General features: G+C 67.8%; 16 protein-coding genes and 2 tRNA genes. 13 read left to right on the top strand and 5 right to left on the bottom strand.

Annotated elements, in window-relative coordinates:
- Positions 1-5 precede the first annotated feature (5 nt).
- Genes U0R18_RS06780 through U0R18_RS06770 form a run of 3 tightly spaced genes read left to right on the top strand, consistent with a single transcriptional unit; the run spans position 6 to position 4,140 of the window.
- Positions 6-1,016 carry a 3-isopropylmalate dehydrogenase gene (locus U0R18_RS06780; protein ID WP_526367491.1) on the top strand — a complete coding sequence of 337 codons (1,011 nt, stop codon included), beginning with the start codon at positions 6-8 and terminating at the stop codon, positions 1,014-1,016.
- A 24-nt stretch (positions 1,017-1,040) separates the two neighbouring features.
- On the top strand, positions 1,041-2,789 hold the full coding sequence (locus U0R18_RS06775) for a DUF3556 domain-containing protein (protein ID WP_526367167.1): 1,749 nt from the start codon (positions 1,041-1,043) through the stop codon (positions 2,787-2,789).
- 58 nt (positions 2,790-2,847) lie between these two features.
- Positions 2,848-4,140: a H(+)/Cl(-) exchange transporter ClcA gene (locus U0R18_RS06770; protein WP_526367165.1), complete on the top strand. Its 1,293-nt coding sequence runs from the start codon at positions 2,848-2,850 to the stop codon at positions 4,138-4,140.
- A 79-nt stretch (positions 4,141-4,219) separates the two neighbouring features.
- Here the strand turns inward: U0R18_RS06770 and U0R18_RS06765 are convergent, their stop codons facing one another.
- Both U0R18_RS06765 and U0R18_RS06760 read right to left on the bottom strand, forming a co-directional pair.
- Complete coding sequence (locus U0R18_RS06765) at positions 4,220-5,422, bottom strand: MFS transporter (RefSeq protein WP_526367163.1); 1,203 nt, start codon at positions 5,420-5,422, stop codon at positions 4,220-4,222.
- Positions 5,423-5,480: 58 nt separating this feature from the next.
- The gene (locus U0R18_RS06760; RefSeq protein ID WP_526367161.1) at positions 5,481-6,683 is read right to left on the bottom strand and encodes an oxygenase MpaB family protein; all 1,203 of its coding nucleotides are present in this window, start codon (positions 6,681-6,683) and stop codon (positions 5,481-5,483) included.
- Positions 6,684-6,717: 34 nt separating this feature from the next.
- Here U0R18_RS06760 and U0R18_RS06755 point away from each other — a divergent pair, with 34 nt between their 5' ends.
- The 6 genes from U0R18_RS06755 to U0R18_RS06730 all read left to right on the top strand — a co-directional run bounded on the left by U0R18_RS06755 (position 6,718) and on the right by U0R18_RS06730 (position 10,175).
- A complete protein-coding gene (locus tag U0R18_RS06755; RefSeq protein ID WP_526367159.1) occupies positions 6,718-6,987 on the top strand; it encodes a type II toxin-antitoxin system Phd/YefM family antitoxin in 270 nt (89 codons plus the stop codon).
- Entirely contained in the window at positions 6,944-7,399 is a 456-nt protein-coding gene (locus tag U0R18_RS06750) for a type II toxin-antitoxin system VapC family toxin (protein WP_526367157.1), read from the top strand. Before U0R18_RS06755 ends, U0R18_RS06750 begins: the two co-directional genes overlap by 44 nt.
- Positions 7,400-7,556: 157 nt before the next feature.
- A complete protein-coding gene (locus U0R18_RS06745) occupies positions 7,557-8,336 on the top strand; it encodes a fumarylacetoacetate hydrolase family protein (protein WP_526367155.1) in 780 nt (259 codons plus the stop codon).
- On the top strand, positions 8,333-9,784 hold the full coding sequence (gltX, locus tag U0R18_RS06740; RefSeq protein WP_526367153.1) for a glutamate--tRNA ligase: 1,452 nt from the start codon (positions 8,333-8,335) through the stop codon (positions 9,782-9,784). Before U0R18_RS06745 ends, gltX begins: the two co-directional genes overlap by 4 nt.
- Positions 9,785-9,910: 126 nt before the next feature.
- A tRNA-Gln gene (locus U0R18_RS06735) sits at positions 9,911-9,982 on the top strand.
- 117 nt (positions 9,983-10,099) lie between these two features.
- Positions 10,100-10,175, top strand: a tRNA-Glu gene (locus tag U0R18_RS06730).
- 46 nt (positions 10,176-10,221) lie between these two features.
- Here U0R18_RS06730 and U0R18_RS06725 read toward each other — a convergent pair.
- Positions 10,222-10,719, bottom strand: a complete 498-nt coding sequence (locus U0R18_RS06725; RefSeq protein WP_526367151.1) for a PPOX class F420-dependent oxidoreductase — start codon at positions 10,717-10,719, stop codon at positions 10,222-10,224.
- A 108-nt stretch (positions 10,720-10,827) separates the two neighbouring features.
- On the opposite strand from U0R18_RS06725, the gene U0R18_RS06720 reads away from it, so the two are divergent.
- Positions 10,828-12,018, top strand: coding sequence for an amino acid permease (locus U0R18_RS06720; RefSeq protein ID WP_526367489.1), 1,191 nt, complete (start codon positions 10,828-10,830; stop codon positions 12,016-12,018).
- Here the strand turns inward: U0R18_RS06720 and U0R18_RS06715 are convergent.
- Positions 11,972-12,673 (bottom strand): IclR family transcriptional regulator, encoded by a 702-nt coding sequence (locus tag U0R18_RS06715; RefSeq protein ID WP_526367149.1) that lies wholly within the window; start codon positions 12,671-12,673, stop codon positions 11,972-11,974. The two genes, U0R18_RS06720 and U0R18_RS06715, sit on opposite strands and share 47 nt — an antisense overlap.
- A gap of 74 nt (positions 12,674-12,747) precedes the next feature.
- Between U0R18_RS06715 and leuC the strand changes: the two genes are divergently transcribed.
- The 3 genes from leuC to U0R18_RS06700 all read left to right on the top strand — a co-directional run bounded on the left by leuC (position 12,748) and on the right by U0R18_RS06700 (position 15,594).
- Entirely contained in the window at positions 12,748-14,175 is a 1,428-nt protein-coding gene (leuC, locus tag U0R18_RS06710; RefSeq protein WP_526367147.1) for a 3-isopropylmalate dehydratase large subunit, read from the top strand.
- Between the two features lie 20 nt (positions 14,176-14,195).
- Positions 14,196-14,792 (top strand): 3-isopropylmalate dehydratase small subunit, encoded by a 597-nt coding sequence (leuD, locus tag U0R18_RS06705; protein ID WP_526367145.1) that lies wholly within the window; start codon positions 14,196-14,198, stop codon positions 14,790-14,792.
- Positions 14,793-14,970: 178 nt separating this feature from the next.
- On the top strand, positions 14,971-15,594 hold the full coding sequence (locus U0R18_RS06700; protein ID WP_526367143.1) for an HU family DNA-binding protein: 624 nt from the start codon (positions 14,971-14,973) through the stop codon (positions 15,592-15,594).
- Positions 15,595-15,657: 63 nt separating this feature from the next.
- On the opposite strand, the gene mutT1 is transcribed toward U0R18_RS06700, so the two are convergent.
- Complete coding sequence (gene mutT1, locus U0R18_RS06695; RefSeq protein ID WP_526367141.1) at positions 15,658-16,608, bottom strand: 8-oxo-(d)GTP phosphatase MutT1; 951 nt, start codon at positions 16,606-16,608, stop codon at positions 15,658-15,660.

The raw sequence follows: 16,608 nt of genomic DNA, 5'->3' as shown, positions 1-16,608 counted from the left end.
CGACGTTGAAACTGGCGGTCATTGCCGGTGACGGCATCGGGCCGGAGGTCATCGAGCAGGCCGGCCGCGTGCTCGACGCGGTGCTGCCCGGCGTCGAGAAGACGGAATACGACCTGGGTGCCCGGCGCTACCACGCGACCGGCGACATCCTGTCCGAGAGCACCATCGAGGAGTTGCGCGGCTACGACGCGATCCTGCTCGGGGCCATCGGTGATCCGTCGGTGCCGCCCGGTCTGCTCGAGCGCGGTCTGCTGCTCAAGTTGCGGTTCGCGTTGGACCACCACGTCAACCTGCGCCCTGGCCGGCTGTATCCCGGTGTGAGCAGCCCGATCTCGGGTGCCGGTGAAATCGATTTCGTCGTGGTCCGCGAGGGCACCGAGGGTCCGTACACCGGCAACGGCGGTGCGTTGCGCGTCGGCACCCCGCACGAGGTGGCCACCGAGGTCAGCGTCAACACGGCGTTCGGCGTGCAGCGGGTGGTGCGCGACGCGTTCACCCGCGCGCAGGCACGGCGCAAGCATCTGACGCTGGTGCACAAGACCAACGTGCTGGCGTTCGCCGGCAGCCTGTGGTCGCGCACCGTCGACGAGGTGGCCTACGAGTTCCCCGATGTCGAAGTGGCCTACCAGCACATCGACGCCGCCACCATCCACATGGTGACCGATCCGGGTCGCTTCGATGTGATCGTGACGGACAACCTGTTCGGCGACATCATCACCGACCTGGCCGCTGCGGTGTGTGGCGGCATCGGGCTGGCGGCCAGCGGCAACATCGACGCCACCCGGACCAACCCGTCGATGTTCGAGCCGGTGCACGGCAGTGCGCCGGACATCGCCGGACAGGGTCTGGCCGATCCGACGGCGGCCGTCATGAGCGTGGCGCTGCTGCTGGCGCATGTCGGCGAGGACGAGGCCGCCGCCCGGGTGGACGCGGCGGTGTCGGATCATCTCGCCACGCGCGGGACCGACAAGCTGTCCACCGCCCAGGTCGGGGATCGGATTCTCGAGCGACTGTAGACACTCATCGAATAGTGTCCATTCATGGGGTTTCTCAGTCCTGATCTGCCCGTGGTCGACGTCGCCGAGTGGCGCAAGAGCGACCGGGCGGAACGCCTGCGGCCGATGGCCCGGCACATCGCCGAGCGCGGTATGGGCTACCCGGAGGTCTTCTACGTCCTCTACGCCGTCAAGATCGGGCTGTACATCGTGGCGGGCCTCGGTTTCGCGTTGGCCACCAAGGGAATCGACGGCTGGGGCAACATCGGGGCCGGGTGGAACGAGCCGATCGTCTTCCAGAAGGTGGTGTTGTGGTCGCTGCTGTTCGAGGTTCTCGGCCTCGGCTGCGGTTTTGGCCCGCTGACCGGAAAAGTGATGCCGCCGTTGGGTTCACCGCTCTACTGGCTGCGCACCGGCACGGTCCGGCTGCCGCCGTGGCCGCGGCGTATCCCGCTGACGGGCGGTGACCGGCGCACCCTTTTCGAGGTGCTGCTCTACGCCGCCCTGATCGCCACGACGCTGTACACGCTGTGCTCGGACGGCACCGGTGCGGTTCCCGCGCTGGACACCACCGTCGGGGTGTTGCCGGCGTGGAAGGTCGGTGTGGTGCTCGCGATCCTGGCCGTGATCGGCCTGCGCGACAAGCTGATCTACCTGGCCGCCCGCGGCGAGGTCTACGGAACGTTGGCGTTGACCTTCCTGCTGGCGCCGGTGAACATGATCGTCGCTGCCAAGTGCGTGATGCTGTGCATCTGGTTCGGCGCCGCGGTGTCCAAGCTGAACCGGCACTTCCCGTACGTCGTGGCCACCATGATGGCCAACAATCCCATCATCCGCCTGAAATCTTTGCGGCGCATGATGTTCCGCAAGTTCCCCGACGATCTGCAACCCAGCTGGGCGCCCCGGCTGCTGGCCCACACCGGTACCGCGATCGAACTGCTGGCGCCGCCGGTGTTGTTCTTCTCGCACGGCGGACCGCTCACCTACCTCGCGGCGGCGCTGCTGATCGCGCTGCACCTGATCATCCTGACGTCGATCCCGCTGGGTGTGCCGCTGGAGTGGAACGTCTACATGCTGTTCGCGATCGTGACGCTGTTCGTCGACAAGGCGTCCTTCGGGCTGTCCGATCTCTGGTTCCCGCAGGCGTGGGCGGTGGTGGCGCTGCTGGCGGTGGTGCTGACCACCATCGTGATCGGCAACCTGTATCCGCGCCGGGTGTCGTTCCTTCCCGGCATGCGCTACTACGCCGGCAACTGGGATCTGTCCGTGTGGTGCCTGACCGATTCGGCCTGCGAGAAGATCGCCGCGAACCGGATCGGGCTGGGCCTGTTGCCGCACAAGCAGATCGAGAAGTTCTATGCCGCCGAGGGCGAGGGTGCCGCCGACGTCCCCAAGGAGCTGGCGCTCGCATTCCGGGTGATGTTCGCCAACGGCCGCGGCCTGCTCACGCTGCTGAACCGGGCGATTCCCGTTGGCCGGGAACGGGATTACGCGATCATCGAGGGGGAGCAGTTCTGCGCGTACGCGATCGGCTGGAATTTCGGTGACGGGCATCTGCACAACGAACAGCTGATCGAGGCGCTGCAGAGCCGGTGCCATTTCGAACCCGGCGAGGTTCGGGTGATCCTGCTCGACGGGCAACCGATCCAGACGCCGACACATGAGTACCGACTGGTCGATGCGGCCACCGGCGAATTCGAGCGCGGGACGTTCCGGGTCGCCGACACGTGTGCGCGTCAGCCATGGCAGGACGACGTGCCGGTGCAGGTGTCCGCGGCGCACGGTCGCTCGTGAGTCTTCCCGGTGCGTCGTGACCACACCTGCGGCGGGCCCCGAAAAGGCCACTGACTCCGTGCGTTCCGTGCATGTCTGCATCACGGCGACGCTCGCGGGTGTACTCATCGGTGTTGTCGGCGGCGCCTTCCGCTGGTGTCTGGAGGAAGCCGATCGCCTGCGCATCGATCTCGTCGCCTGGGCACACGGGCTGCCCGGCCCCGGCTGGCTCGTCCCGACCGTCGCGGCCGCCGTCGGCGCGGCGCTCGCCGCGTTGATCGTCCGGTGGGAGCCGCTGGCCGCCGGGAGCGGCATCCAGCACGTCGAGGCTGTCTTTCTGGGCGCGGCCCGGCCGCCGCTGCTGCGACTGCTGCCGGCGAAGTTCGTCGGTGGACTGTTGAGCATCGGATCCGGTCTGGTGCTGGGCCGCGAGGGGCCGACGGTGCACATGGGCGCGGCCATCGGAGCCGAGGCCGCCCGTCGCGCGCGCCTGCCCGATCCCGAGGTCCGGATGATGCAGACGGCACTCGGCGGGGCGGGGCTCGCGGTCGCGTTCAACGCGCCCATCGGAGGTACCCTCTTCACCCTCGAGGAGGTCACCAAGTCGTTCCGGATGAACACCGTGCTGGCGACGCTGTTCGCCGCGACCGCCGCGGTGTCCTGCTCTCGGCTCATCCTCGGCAACCATCCCGACTTCCGGGTCGACCCGATCGGGGCGCCGGCCCTGGCGTGGCTTCCGGTCTTCGTCGCCTTCGGGTTGCTCACCGGCGCTCTGGGTGCGGCCTACAACGGGCTGGTGTTGTGGTTCCTCGATCACGTCGGCGGCTTCCACCGGATCCCGGCGCTCGCCAAGGCCGGCGCCATCGGTGCCGTCGTCGGACTCGTGATGTTCCTCTCCCCGCTCGCGGTGGGCGGCGGCGACCAACTGACGCAACGGATCTTGGCCGGGAACCACATCGTCGTGACGGCGGTGGTCGGATATCTCGCGGTGCGGTTGATCGCCGGCCCCCTGTCGTACTCGGCCGCGGTGCCCGGCGGCCTGTTCGCGCCGATGCTGGCCGTCGGCTCGCTGTGGGGAGTGTTGTTCAGCGCGGGAGTGAACGTCGTATGGCCTGGGGCCGCACTGTCTTTGGCGGTTCCGATGGCGTTGGTCGGGATGGCGGCGTTCTTCGGGGCCACCGTGCGGGCGCCCGTGACCGCGATGGTGCTCGTGACGGAGATGACGGCGACGACAGAGGTGATCGTGCCGATGATGGCGGCGACGGCCGCGGCGGTGCTGGCCGCGTACGTCATCGGATCGCCGCCGATCTACGACAGCCTTCGCGAGCGGATGCCCGATGAGGAGTCGATCGAACGGCGCGGCGACGGATAACGCCGGGCGGCATCGAGTCAGCCTTGACTGCGACGTTTCCCGAGTGGCCGTCGCCGGCAGCGCTGAGTCGATGCAGGGGTCAGTGACGGTCGTTGGCCCGTAGCGGATCCGCATGCACCGGCACCAACGGCAGTGCCACCAAGGGGAATAGCGCACACACCGCGAAGGCGACGGGGAAGCCGGCCGCGGTGATCAGGGCACCGAAGACCGGCGGCACGACACCGGTGGTGAACAGCTGAGCGGTGTTCTGCATGCCGAGTGCCCGGCCGCTCCAGAACGGTCCGGCGATCTCGGCGATTGCGGTGAACGCCAGACCGTTGTCGGACACCGTGACCACCGACGCCACCACCATGACGGCCACGGCCAGTGGCGAATCCAGCTGGTCCAGGAGCGCCAGTAGACCCATCGACAATGCCGCGACGGCGGCGATCCAGCGCACCGGATGCAATCGCGAACCCACCAGATCGGACCACCGGCCCGCCGCGATTCGCCCTGCGGCACCCAATAATTGGGCCATCGTGACCATCAGCCCCGCGGAGCCGGCCGACCAGCCGTGGCCGCTCATCAACCACACCAGGGTGAACGTCCAGACCAGCGACTGCGGTGCCACCAACAGCACCGACACCGCGTGGATCCGCCAGAGTGTCGACGTGCCGCGGTACGGATTGGCCAACTCGTCGGGGTGGGCCTGCTCGCGCGGCGGGCGTGGGGGATCGAGTAACCCGACGGCCACGACGACGGCGGCTGCCGCGCAGACGACGGCCGGGAAGAGCAGTGCCGTGGACACGCCGTGCGACTGCGCCACCCGTGGAATCACCAAGGCGCCCAATCCGACACCGAGCGGTTGCGCGGTCTGGCGGATACCCATCACCAGCCCGCGCCGCTCCGGCGGGAACCAGCCGACCACCACGCGCGCGCTCGCCGAATTGCTCGACGCCGCGGCCATCCCGCCGAGGAAGAGGAACGCTGCGACGGCCACCAGCGAGTGCGCCCACGCGGCCGCGAAGGCCGCCGCGGCCGTCAGCGCCGAGCCCAGCGCCAGCACCAGTCGCTCGCCGACCCGGTCCACGACGTACCCCCAAGCGATCAGGGTGACCACCATGCCGAAGCTGGGCATCGCCGAGATCAGGCCGGCGCGGGACAGGTCCAGGCCGCGCTCGCTGTGCAGCGTCGGGATCAGGAAGGCAACACCGTTGATGAACACGTTGGCGCACAACGTCGCACCGAGCGCGATTGCCAGCATCGACCAGCGGCGAACGGTACCGATCTGCGTGGCGGACATGACGCCATCGTGTCACAGCATCCCAGAATGCTGAATTCTACGTCCAAATAGTGAGACGCTAGCCGATGGCGGCCAGCCCGTCGTGCCGGCGGTACGAGCGGTCGCCACCGGTGTCGGCCATCCCGCGCCTGATGAATCCCACGCGGGCCCGCTGGCCCAATTCCTCACTGAGCCAGGTCATTCCGGGCAGCACACGGCGGTATTCGAACACCCGGTTGGCTGCGGCGGAGGCCAGCACCGCGGCCTGCAGCGCCTTGTTGTCCGGCAATCCGAGACGATCGGCGTTCGACCTACCGAGCACCAAGCGGCTGTACGAGGACAGATACCCGCGAGCCAGCGCCATCACCCGCGGCTCGTCGCGGCCACCGTGCAGCGCGTCGGCCAGCCGCATGGAATCGTCGTCGGGCAGGAACTCGGTGTCGGCCTCGAGCCAGAACAGCCGCCAGGTGTCGTCCTCGCAGGCCGGAACCAGCTCGGGGTGGACGCCCATCAGCCCGCCCACATAGCGCCAGAAGTGGAACACCGCGTCACGCTCACGGTCGGTGAAGCGCATGCCCATCGCCTGGCAGCCCGCCAGATTGGCCAGCGAGAACAGCATCAGCGTTCCTGCCAGCTGAACCTGGTTGACCGGCGCGTCCCACTGATCGAAATCCCAGTCCTCGCGCCGGGCCATCGCGGCCCGCACCATCGCGTGCATCACCCGCACCCGCAGGATCCCGGTGTATCCCCGGGCGAACCGATCCAGCCCGCCCGGCGAGGTGACATCGATGTACCACTGCGCGGTCTCGTTGAGCCGGCGCGGCGCCATCTCGCGCAGATCCCCGGTGCCCACCAACGGCTTGTCGGCCTTGGAGGCCAGATAGCCCCCGGTCAGCGCCAGCCCGGGGAGCGCCAGCCCGATGCCGACGATGCCCGTGCGCATACTGACCCGCGCGGCCAGCGCCAGCTTGTCGTGATCCAGCCAGTACGGCTCGTCCTCCACGGCGGCGAAGAACGCCACCAACTCCGGCGGCGGGTCGGCGACCGCGCCCAGACCGCCGTCCGCCGCCGCCTCGAACATCGCCCGGCCCTCCCCGGTGGGGAGGCGCTGCATCATCGCCACCAGGTCGTCGGCCAGCGGGTCGCCCAGGTCGGCGAACCGCCGGAACGACGCGTGTTGAGCGGCGGTGGCGCGCACGTCGCCGGTCGCCAGCAGGCGCACGAACATGTTGAACGGGAACTCGGTCAGGGATGCCGGATTCGGCAGCTTCTCTGGTGCCATAGCACACGGTAGCACCCGGTGGTACGGTGGGTGTATGGGTCGGCCTGCCGAAATCAGCCAGCGTGATTTGCGTATGAGGTCCCGCGAGATCATGGATGGGGTCGAGCGGGGGGATACGTTCGTCGTGACGCGTGATGGACGGGCAATCGGACAACTGGTTCCACTGCGGCCCCGTCGGACGTTCGTTCCTCGGGAAGAGGTTCTGGCGCTGGGCAGGAATCTTCCGGTTATCGATGCCGACCGGTTCCGTGCCGACGTCGATGCGATGGCCGATCCATACGCCGACGATCCGTATGCCCGGTGACCAGCCGCCGGGTGAGGCCGGACTTGTCGATACCAACATCCTGATCCACTGGAATCGGCTGGACCCGGAGCTGCTTCCACGGGAGGTCGCCGTCAGCGCGATCACCATCGCCGAACTCGCGGCCGGTGTGCACGCGACCGATGACGGCATCGAGCGGGCCAGGCGGATGGAATTGCTCCAGCGTGTCGAGAGTGCCTTCGAGCCGATCCCCTTCGGGGTGGAGGCGGCACGGGCCTATGGCGCCATCACCGCCGCCGTTCGCGAATCTGGCCGATCGCCGCGATCGCGGGTGGCCGACCAGATGATCGCGGCGATCGCTCTGGCACTGCAATTGCCGCTCTTCACCACGAATCCTGCTGATTTCGAGGGGATTTCGAAGGTAGTCAGGGTTGTCGCGGTGCCGCGTCCCTGACTCTCCGCCCCTACGATCCGCCCCGGATCCTGCCGCCGGCGATGACCTCGGTGATCCGCGCCTGATCTCCCGAAGCTCGCTGATGGCCGAGGGTGTCGGTCGCCGTACTCCGCGCCCAGTTCACGAGGCGAACCCGGGTCGCCTCTACCCTGAACCAATGCGCCTAGGTCGAATTGCCAGCCCCGACGGCGTCGCCTTCGTCTCGATCGAGGGTGATGACGGAGCGGAGGCCTGTAGGGAAATCGCCGAGCACCCATTCGGAACGCCGACGTTCACCGGCCGGTCCTGGCCGCTGGCCGACGTGCGGCTGCTGGCTCCCATCCTGGCCAGCAAGGTGATCTGCATGGGCAAGAACTACGCCGCCCACGCCGCCGAGATGGGTGGTGTCGCACCGGAGGATCCGGTGATCTTCCTCAAGCCGAACACCGCGATCATCGGCCCGAATGTGGCGATCCAGCTGCCCCCCGACGCGAACCCCGTCCATCACGAAGGAGAGCTCGCTGTCGTGATCGGCCGGCCGTGCAAGGATGTGCCGGCCGCTCGCGCCGCCGAGAACATCCTGGGTTACACGATCGCCAACGACGTCTCGGCACGCGATCAACAGCAGCAGGACGGCCAGTGGATGCGGGCCAAGGGCCATGACACCTTCTGCCCGGTGGGCCCGTGGATCGTCACCGACCTGGATCCCGGTGATCTCGAGTTGACCACCAAGGTCAACGGGGAGGTGCGTCAGCACTCGAACACCGCGCTGATGCTGCACGACGTCGGCGCGATCGTCGAATGGGTGTCGGCGGTCATGACGCTGCTGCCGGGCGACCTGATCCTGACCGGGACCCCCGAGGGGGTCGGCCCGATCGAGGACGGCGACACCGTCAGCATCACCATCTCTGGGATCGGTACTCTGTCGAATCCCGTTGTGCGCAAAGGAAAGCGATGACCGAGCACGTTCGCGTCCGATTCTGCCCCTCGCCGACGGGCACACCGCACGTCGGCCTGATCCGGACCGCCCTGTTCAACTGGGCGTACGCGCGGCACACCGGCGGCGACTTCGTGTTCCGCATCGAGGACACCGACGCGGCCCGCGACAGCGAGGAGAGCTACAACGCGCTCCTCGACGCGCTGCGCTGGCTGGGCCTGGACTGGGACGAGGGTCCCGAGGTCGGCGGACCCTACGGGCCCTACCGGCAGTCGCAGCGCAGCGAGATCTACCGCGATGTCATCGACAAGCTCCTGGCGGCCGGCGAGGCCTACGAGGCGTATTCGACGCCGGAGGAGGTCGAAGCCAGACACGTGGCCGCCGGCCGCAACCCGAAGCTGGGCTACGACAACTTCGACCGGGACCTGTCGGAGGAGCAGCGCGCGGGCTTCCGGGCCGAGGGCCGGAACCCGGTCATTCGGTTGCGGATGCCCGACACCGATCTCACCTGGCACGACCTGGTGCGCGGGGAGACCACCTTCCCGGCCGGGTCGGTGCCGGACTTCGCGATCACCCGGGGCAACGGAGATCCGTTGTACACCTTGGTCAATCCGGTCGACGACGCGTGCATGAAGATCACCCACGTGTTGCGCGGTGAGGACCTGCTGCCGTCGACCCCGCGCCAACTCGCGCTGTACGCGGCGCTCATCCGGATCGGTGTGGCCGAGGCCACCCCGCAGTTCGCCCATCTGCCACCGGTTCTGGGCGACGGCAACAAGAAGCTGTCCAAGCGCGATCCACAATCGAACCTGTTCCTGCATCGCGATCGCGGGTTCATTCCCGAGGGTCTGCTGAATTACCTTGCGCTGCTTGGCTGGGGGATCGCCGACGACAACGACATCTTCAGTCTGACGGAGATGGTCGCTGCCTTCGACGTCGTCGACGTCAACTCCAACCCGGCACGGTTCGACCAGAAGAAGGCCGACGCACTCAACGCCGAACACATCCGGTTGTTGTCCCCAACGGATTTCACCGCTCGGCTGCGCGACTACTTCGCCACCCACGGCCACGACACCGGGCTGGACGAGGCCGGATTCGCCGAGGCCGCCGGGCTGGTGCAGACGCGGATCGTGGTGCTCGGCGATGCGTGGGGACTGTTGAAGTTCCTCGACGAGGGTTCCTACGAGATCGACCCGAAGGCCGCCGCCAAGGAATTGGGGCCCGATTCGGCTCCGGTGCTCGGGGCGGCCGTCGCCGCGCTGGATGCGGTGGGGGACTGGACGACGTCCAACATCGAGGCCGCGCTGAAGTCGAGCCTGATCGACGGGCTGGAACTGAAACCCCGCAAGGCCTTCGGCCCGATCCGGGTCGCGGTCACGGGCTCGTCGGTGAGTCCGCCGCTGTTCGAGTCGATGGAGCTGCTGGGCCGGGAGCGCAGTCTGGCCCGGCTGCGGGCGGTGCAGGGCTGACCGCGATTAAGGGCTGCCGGGATTCTTTGGTAGTCTTGCCGACGGCCCTGACGGGCTGGATCCGGCCGCCGGAAACCCGCATATTTGTGGGCCCATGGCGTCTGACCAGCAAAGACGGGTAGTCAATGGGGTATGGTGTAATTGGCAACACTAGGGATTCTGATTCCCTCATTCTAGGTTCGAGTCCTGGTACCCCAGCAATTCGGCGGGTTCGGCGAGCGGTGTCGTTTCGCGAGCACGAGGCCCGCCGAAGGCCGTCTGGTGAATTAGGTCGGGCGGTTTCGCCTGAGCTATGCTTTCCAACCGTAAGTTCTAGCCCCCGTCGTCTAGCGGCCTAGGACGCCGCCCTCTCACGGCGGTAGCGTGGGTTCGAATCCCATCGGGGGTACCAGCAGAAAAGGCTCTCGGAAATCCGAGAGCCTTCTCCATTTGGGCCGCTACTGCTGGGGCGCGGTGGATCCCGACATCGGCATCGGTGGCATCCCGAGCTTGCGGTGGTCCCACGACCGGGTCCGGCTGGAGTTCAGCCGCACGGCCACCCGCTTGTTCATCATCATGTCGACCCCGGGGCGCATCTCCTCGGTGTAGGGGCCGGTGTAGCGCTCCCACACACTGATCCCCACCGCGAGGATGGTGTCCGGGTCGTCGACGATCTCGACGGTGCCCTCGAACGACACCCCCCGCAATGTGTCGTAGGTGTCGCCGTCCTCGATCATGAACGTGAAGCGCGGGTCGCGGAGCAGGTTCACGGCCTTCTGCGATTTGATCTTCGTCTCGAGCCAGATCACCCCGTCGACGATGCCGTACCACATGGCCACCAGGTGCGGCAGACCGTCGGCGCCGATGGTGGCGAGGGTCCCGGTGCGGCTGTTGGTGACGAAGTCGGTGATCTCATCCTCGGACATCACGATCTGCGAGCGTTGTTTGGTTCCCATGCAGTGGAGTGTGTCAGTAGCCTCGGCCCAGTGACTCCGTCGGGGCCGTCGAGCGAGTTGCCGCGCAGTCTCGGGGTGTTCGACGCGGTCCTGGTCGGGCTGGGCGCGATGCTGGGGGCCGGCATCTTCGCCGCCCTCGGGCCGGCGGCCGCGGCCGGTGGGTCCGGATTGCTCGCCGGGCTGGCCGTCGCGGGGTTGATCGCGTACTGCAACGCCGTCTCGTCGGCGCGGCTGGCGGTGCGCTACCCGGTGTCCGGCGGCGCATATGTCCATGGGCGAGAACGGCTGGGGCCGTTCTGCGGATACCTGGCCGGCTGGGCCTTCATCGTCGGGAAGACGGCGTCCTGCGCGGCCATGGCGCTGACGGTCGGGTTCCACCTGTGGCCCGCACACGCGCATCTGGTGGCGGTGTCGGCGGTCGTCGTCGTCACCGTCGTCAACTGTGCCGGCGTGCAGAAGTCGGCGCGGATGACGCGGTGGATCGTGGTCCTGGTGGTGGCCGTCCTGGCCAGTGTGGTCGCCGCGACCATGCACTCGGGCCACTGGGATGTGGAGCGGTTGAGCAGCGGTGCTCCACATTCGGTTGCGGGTGCTCTGCAGTCGGCCGGGCTGCTGTTCTTCGCGTTCGCCGGGTATGCGCGGATCGCCACTCTGGCCGAGGAGGTCCGCGACCCGGCCCACGTCATTCCCCGGGCGATCCGGCTGGCGCTGGCCATCGCACTCGCCGTGTACCTCGCTGTGGCGGTCGCCGTGCTCGGCGTTCTGGGGCCGGGGCCGCTGGCCGCCTCCAGCGCTCCGCTGCTCGAGGCGGTGCGCGCCGTCGGCGCCGACCAGCTGGCTCCCGTGGTGGCCGGCGGTGCGGTCCTGGCCGCGACGGGCGCGCTGCTCGCACTGCTGCTGGGGGTGTCCCGGACCGTGCTGGCGATGGCCCGCGACGGTCATCTGCCGCGCATCCTGGCCGTTGTGCACCCGCGGTTCGCGGTGCCGCAGTACGCCGAGATCGCGATCGGCGCGGTGGTCGCGATCCTGGCGGTGAGCACCGATCTGCGTGGGGTGATCGGCTTCTCGTCGTTCGCCGTACTGGCCTACTACGCGATCGCCAATGCGTCGGCACTCACCCTGGGGCGGGCTCGGCTGATTCCGATTATCGGCGGTATCGGTTGTGTCACAATCGCTTTCACGCTGCCGACCGCCTGGGTGCTGGCCGGGTCGGTGCTGCTGGCGGTGGGGGCCGTGCTCTATCTCGTGCGGGTCACAGGCGGCGGGTCAGGGCCTCGGCCGCGGCCAGCAGGTCGGTAGCCCAGCGTTCGCCGGGTCGGCGACCCATTCGGTCGATCGGGCCGGACACCGAGATCGCTGCGATCACCGCACCGGTGGAATCACGCACGGGCGCCGACACACTGGCGACGCCGGGTTCGCGCTCCGCGGCGCTCTGTGCCCAGCCACGGCGGCGGACCTCCGCCAGTGCGCGGTCGGTGAACATCGCCGCGGGCAGTACCGCGTCGCGCGTGGCCGCATCGCCGAAGGCCAACAGCACCTTGGCGCCCGAACCCGCCGTCATCGGCAGTCGGGTGCCGACGGGCACGGTATCGCGCAGTCCCGCAGGGGGTTCCAGAGCGGCCACACAGACCCGGGAGGTGCCGTCGCGGCGGTACAACTGCACGCTCTCCCCGGTGATCTCCCGGAGCCGCGGCAGGACGGCCGCCCCGGCCGTGAGCAGCGGGTCGTCGACGTGGACAGCCAGCTCGGTCAGGGCCGGGCCGAGCTGCCAGCGGCCGTCGCCGCTGCGGGCCAGCAACCGGTGTACCTCCAGGCCGGCGGCCAGTCGGTGCGCGGTGGCGCGCGGAAGCCCGGTGCGTTCGCAGAGTTCGGCCAGACCGCACGGGGAATCGGCAATCGCGTGCAATACCCCCACGGCTTTGTCGAGAACGCCGATACCGCTATCCTGTCTCACAGAGAGATATTAGCTTCCCGCATGCTGAGATAGCCAGCCCGTGTGAATTCCGGCTGCGGGGGAATCGAGATGTGATGTCCAAGAACGCACGGCCGGCCGAAGAACCACGGACCATGGCCGAAAAGGTCTGGGCCGACCACGTTGTGGCGGCCGGCGACGGCGAGCCCGATCTCATCTACATCGATCTACACCTGGTACACGAGGTCACCAGCCCACAGGCCTTCGACGGACTGCGGCTGGCCGGCCGGCCGGTGCACCGCCCCGACCTGACGATCGCGACCGAGGACCACAACGTCCCAACGGTCGACATCGACCAGCCGATCGCCGACCCGGTGTCCCGCACCCAGGTCGAGACGCTGCGGCGCAACTGCGAAGAGTTCGGTATCCGGTTGCACCCCATGGGCGATGCCGAGCAGGGGATCGTGCACATCATCGGACCGCAGCTGGGTCTGACCCAGCCGGGCATGACCGTGGTGTGCGGCGACAGCCACACCTCGACCCACGGCGCGTTCGGGGCCATCGCGATGGGCATCGGCACGTCCGAGGTGGAACACGTGCTGGCCACCCAGACCCTGCCGCTCAAACCGTTCAGGACCATGGCGGTCAACGTCGACGGCGTGCTGCCGCCCGGGGTCACCGCCAAGGACATCATCCTGGCCGTGATCGCCAAGATCGGTACCGGCGGCGGCCAGGGCCACGTGATCGAATACCGCGGCAGCGCCATCGAGTCGCTGTCGATGGAAGGCCGGATGACGGTCTGCAACATGAGCATCGAGGCCGGAGCGCGGGCCGGCATGGTGGCCCCCGACGAAACCACCTACGAGTATCTGAAGGGCCGCGCGCACGCGCCCACCGGTGCGGACTGGGACCACGCGGTGGCCGCCTGGGACACGTTACGCACGGACCCGGGAGCGGAATTCGACACCGAGGTCTACATCGACGCGGCCAGCCTGAGCCCGTTCGTCACCTGGGGCACCAACCCCGGACAGGGTGTTCCGCTGTCGGGCAACGTCCCCGATCCCGAGCTGATGACCGACGACGACAGCAAGCAGGCCGCCGAGAAAGCATTGGCATACATGGACCTTCGGGCCGGCACTCCGATGCGGGAGATCCCCGTTGACGCGGTGTTCGTCGGCTCGTGCACCAACGGGCGGATCGAGGATCTGCGGGCAGTGGCCGACGTGCTGCGCGGGCGCAAGGTCGCCGACAGCGTGCGGATGCTGATCGTGCCGGGCTCGATGAAAGTGCGTGCCCAGGCCGAATCCGAAGGTCTGGCTGACATATTCACCGCCGCCGGTGCCGACTGGCGCCAGGCGGGCTGCTCGATGTGCCTGGGGATGAACCCGGATCAGCTGTCGCCCGGGGAGCGCTGCGCGTCGACGTCGAACCGCAATTTCGAAGGCCGGCAGGGCAAAGGCGGCCGTACCCACCTGGTTTCGCCGGTGGTGGCGGCCGCGACAGCGGTGCGCGGAACGCTGTCGTCGCCGGCGGATCTGAACTGAAGGACCTGGAGGAATTTCTGATGGAGGCATTTCACACCCACACCGGAATCGGTGTCCCGCTGCGGCGTTCCAACGTCGACACCGACCAGATCATCCCCGCGGTCTACCTGAAGCGGGTGACGCGAACGGGTTTCGAGGACGGGCTGTTCGCCGCCTGGCGCACCGATCCGAGCTTCATCCTGAATCTCAGCCCGTTCGACAAGGGCTCGGTGCTGGTGGCCGGGCCAGATTTCGGCACCGGATCCTCGCGCGAACATGCCGTGTGGGCACTGATGGATTATGGATTCCGGGTGGTGATCTCGCCGCGATTTGCCGATATTTTCCGCGGGAATGCGGGCAAGGCCGGATTGTTGGCGGCTCAGGTGAGTCACGACGATGTCGAACTCCTGTGGAAGCTGATCGAACAAAATCCGGGATTGGAAATCACTGTCAATCTTCAAGATCGGATTATCACCGCCGGAACGGCGGTGGTGCCGTTCACGATTGACGATTACACCGCGTGGCGATTGCTCGAAGGGCTCGACGATATAGGCCTTACGCTGCGGAAACTCGATCAGATCGAGGCTTTCGAATCGGCCCGCCCGGAATGGAAACCGCGCACTCTGCCGGCTCCCTGACACCTCCGGAACCCCCTTTCCGAGGGGCCAAGCGGCCCAACCGGATTGCCGACCGGGTCGGCAAAAAAGTTCGCCAGAATCGGTGAAACTGCGCGTGGCACTTGGAAATCAGCCTTGCCAAGGTCTACCGTGTCCTCTAGTCGGCTCAAGGAGGGCCACTAAATCTCGGAGGGTTTGCATGAACAAAGCGGAGCTCATCGACGTACTCACGGAGAAGCTCGGCTCGGACCGCCGGCAGGCGACCGCCGCCGTGGAGCACATCGTCGACACGATCGTGCGTGCCGTGCACAAGGGCGAGAGCGTGACCATCACCGGCTTCGGCGTTTTCGAGCAGCGCAAGCGCGCGGCCCGCGTCGCGCGTAATCCCCGCACCGGCGAAACGGTGAAGGTGAAGCCGACCTCCGTGCCCGCATTCCGTCCCGGTGCACAGTTCAAAGCCGTTGTGGCCGGGGCCCAGAAGCTCCCCTCGGACGGACCCGCGGTCAAGCGCGGCTCGGTCGGCGGCGGCGGCGCGGTCCGCAAGACGGTCGCCAAGCGCGCCGTCAAGAAGGCCGCGGTGAAGAAGGTGGTGGCCAAGAAGGCCGCGCCGGCGAAGAAGGCTCCGGTCAAGAAGGCCGTCGTGAAGAAGGCGGCCGTCAAGAAGGTCGCCGCCAAGAAGGCTCCGGTCAAGAAGGCCGTCGTGAAGAAGGCGGCCGTCAAGAAGGTCGCCGCCAAGAAGGCTCCGGTCAAGAAGGCCGTCGTCAAGAAGGCCGCAGTCAAGAAGGTCGCCGCCAAGAAGGCACCGGCCCGGGGCCGCAAGTAAGCCGCACTCGGTACTGAACAGAGAGACGCCGCGGGAGCATCACTCCCGCGGCGTTTCTCTGTGCTACTTCTCCGGCGCCGCCAGCGGACTGCAGATGTGATCGGCCGCGATCACCTTGCCGTCGGCGATCGACAACACCCACACGCTGCCCTTGCGGTTGCGGGACTTGTCTGGCCGCGCGCCGTCGCGTTCGCACCACCAGGTGATCAGATCGGGAATCACCTTGCCCTGTGTACAGATAACCCGCGTGCCGGATTTCGCGGCGATCTCGAGCACCCGCTGGCGCGCACGTTTGGGCCGGTCGGCGTACGCCTCCTCGGTGAGCGCCGGTTCGTCGCGGATCTGCGTCGAGAGTTCGTCGGCCAACGGTTCGATGGTCTGGCGGCAGCGCACCCGGTCGGCGGCGTGCAGGTCGGTGGCGCCGAACGCGAGCAGCAGCCACACCAGCGATTCCGCCTGCGCCCGGCCATGTTTGTCCAGCGGCCGCTTGCGGTCGTCACCCTTGTAACGGCTCTTGCGCCCCGCCGTCGCGTGCCGGACGATCAGCACCGTCTGGGTGTCCGCCGGCTGTTTGGCGAACCTGCGCAATACTTTCCGGTCATACGGGTAGGTCAATCTGGCCAGCGCAGCTGGCACGGGTAGCCAGATCAGCTGGTCCACCTCGTCGTTCGGGCTGAATTCGCCTTCACCGGCTCGTGCCGCCCAGTAGACGACCTTCTTGACGCCATCGCCGATGGGATAGCTGACCGACAGGAGCCGCCGCCCCAGCCGGCAGTGGTAGCCCGTCTCCTCGAGGATCTCGCGCACGGCGGTGACCGCTTCGGTCTCACCCGGATCGACCTTGCCCTTGGGCAGCGACCAGTCGTCGTACCGGGGGCGGTGGACGATGGCGATCTCGAGCACCGGGGCAACGGCTGGGTCCGAGGCCGCGTCCGATTCGGCAGCCCGGTATCGCCACAGCACCGCTCCGGCCGCGCGCACTTGCGCGGGAGGCCCGGGCACGTCTTTGGACAC

Source organism: Mycobacterium sp., assembly GCF_046330795.1.
Taxonomy (GTDB): Bacteria; Actinomycetota; Actinomycetes; order Mycobacteriales; family Mycobacteriaceae; genus Mycobacterium.
Note: the sequence above shows the minus strand (reverse complement) of the source record. Positions and strands in the feature narration are given on the sequence as shown.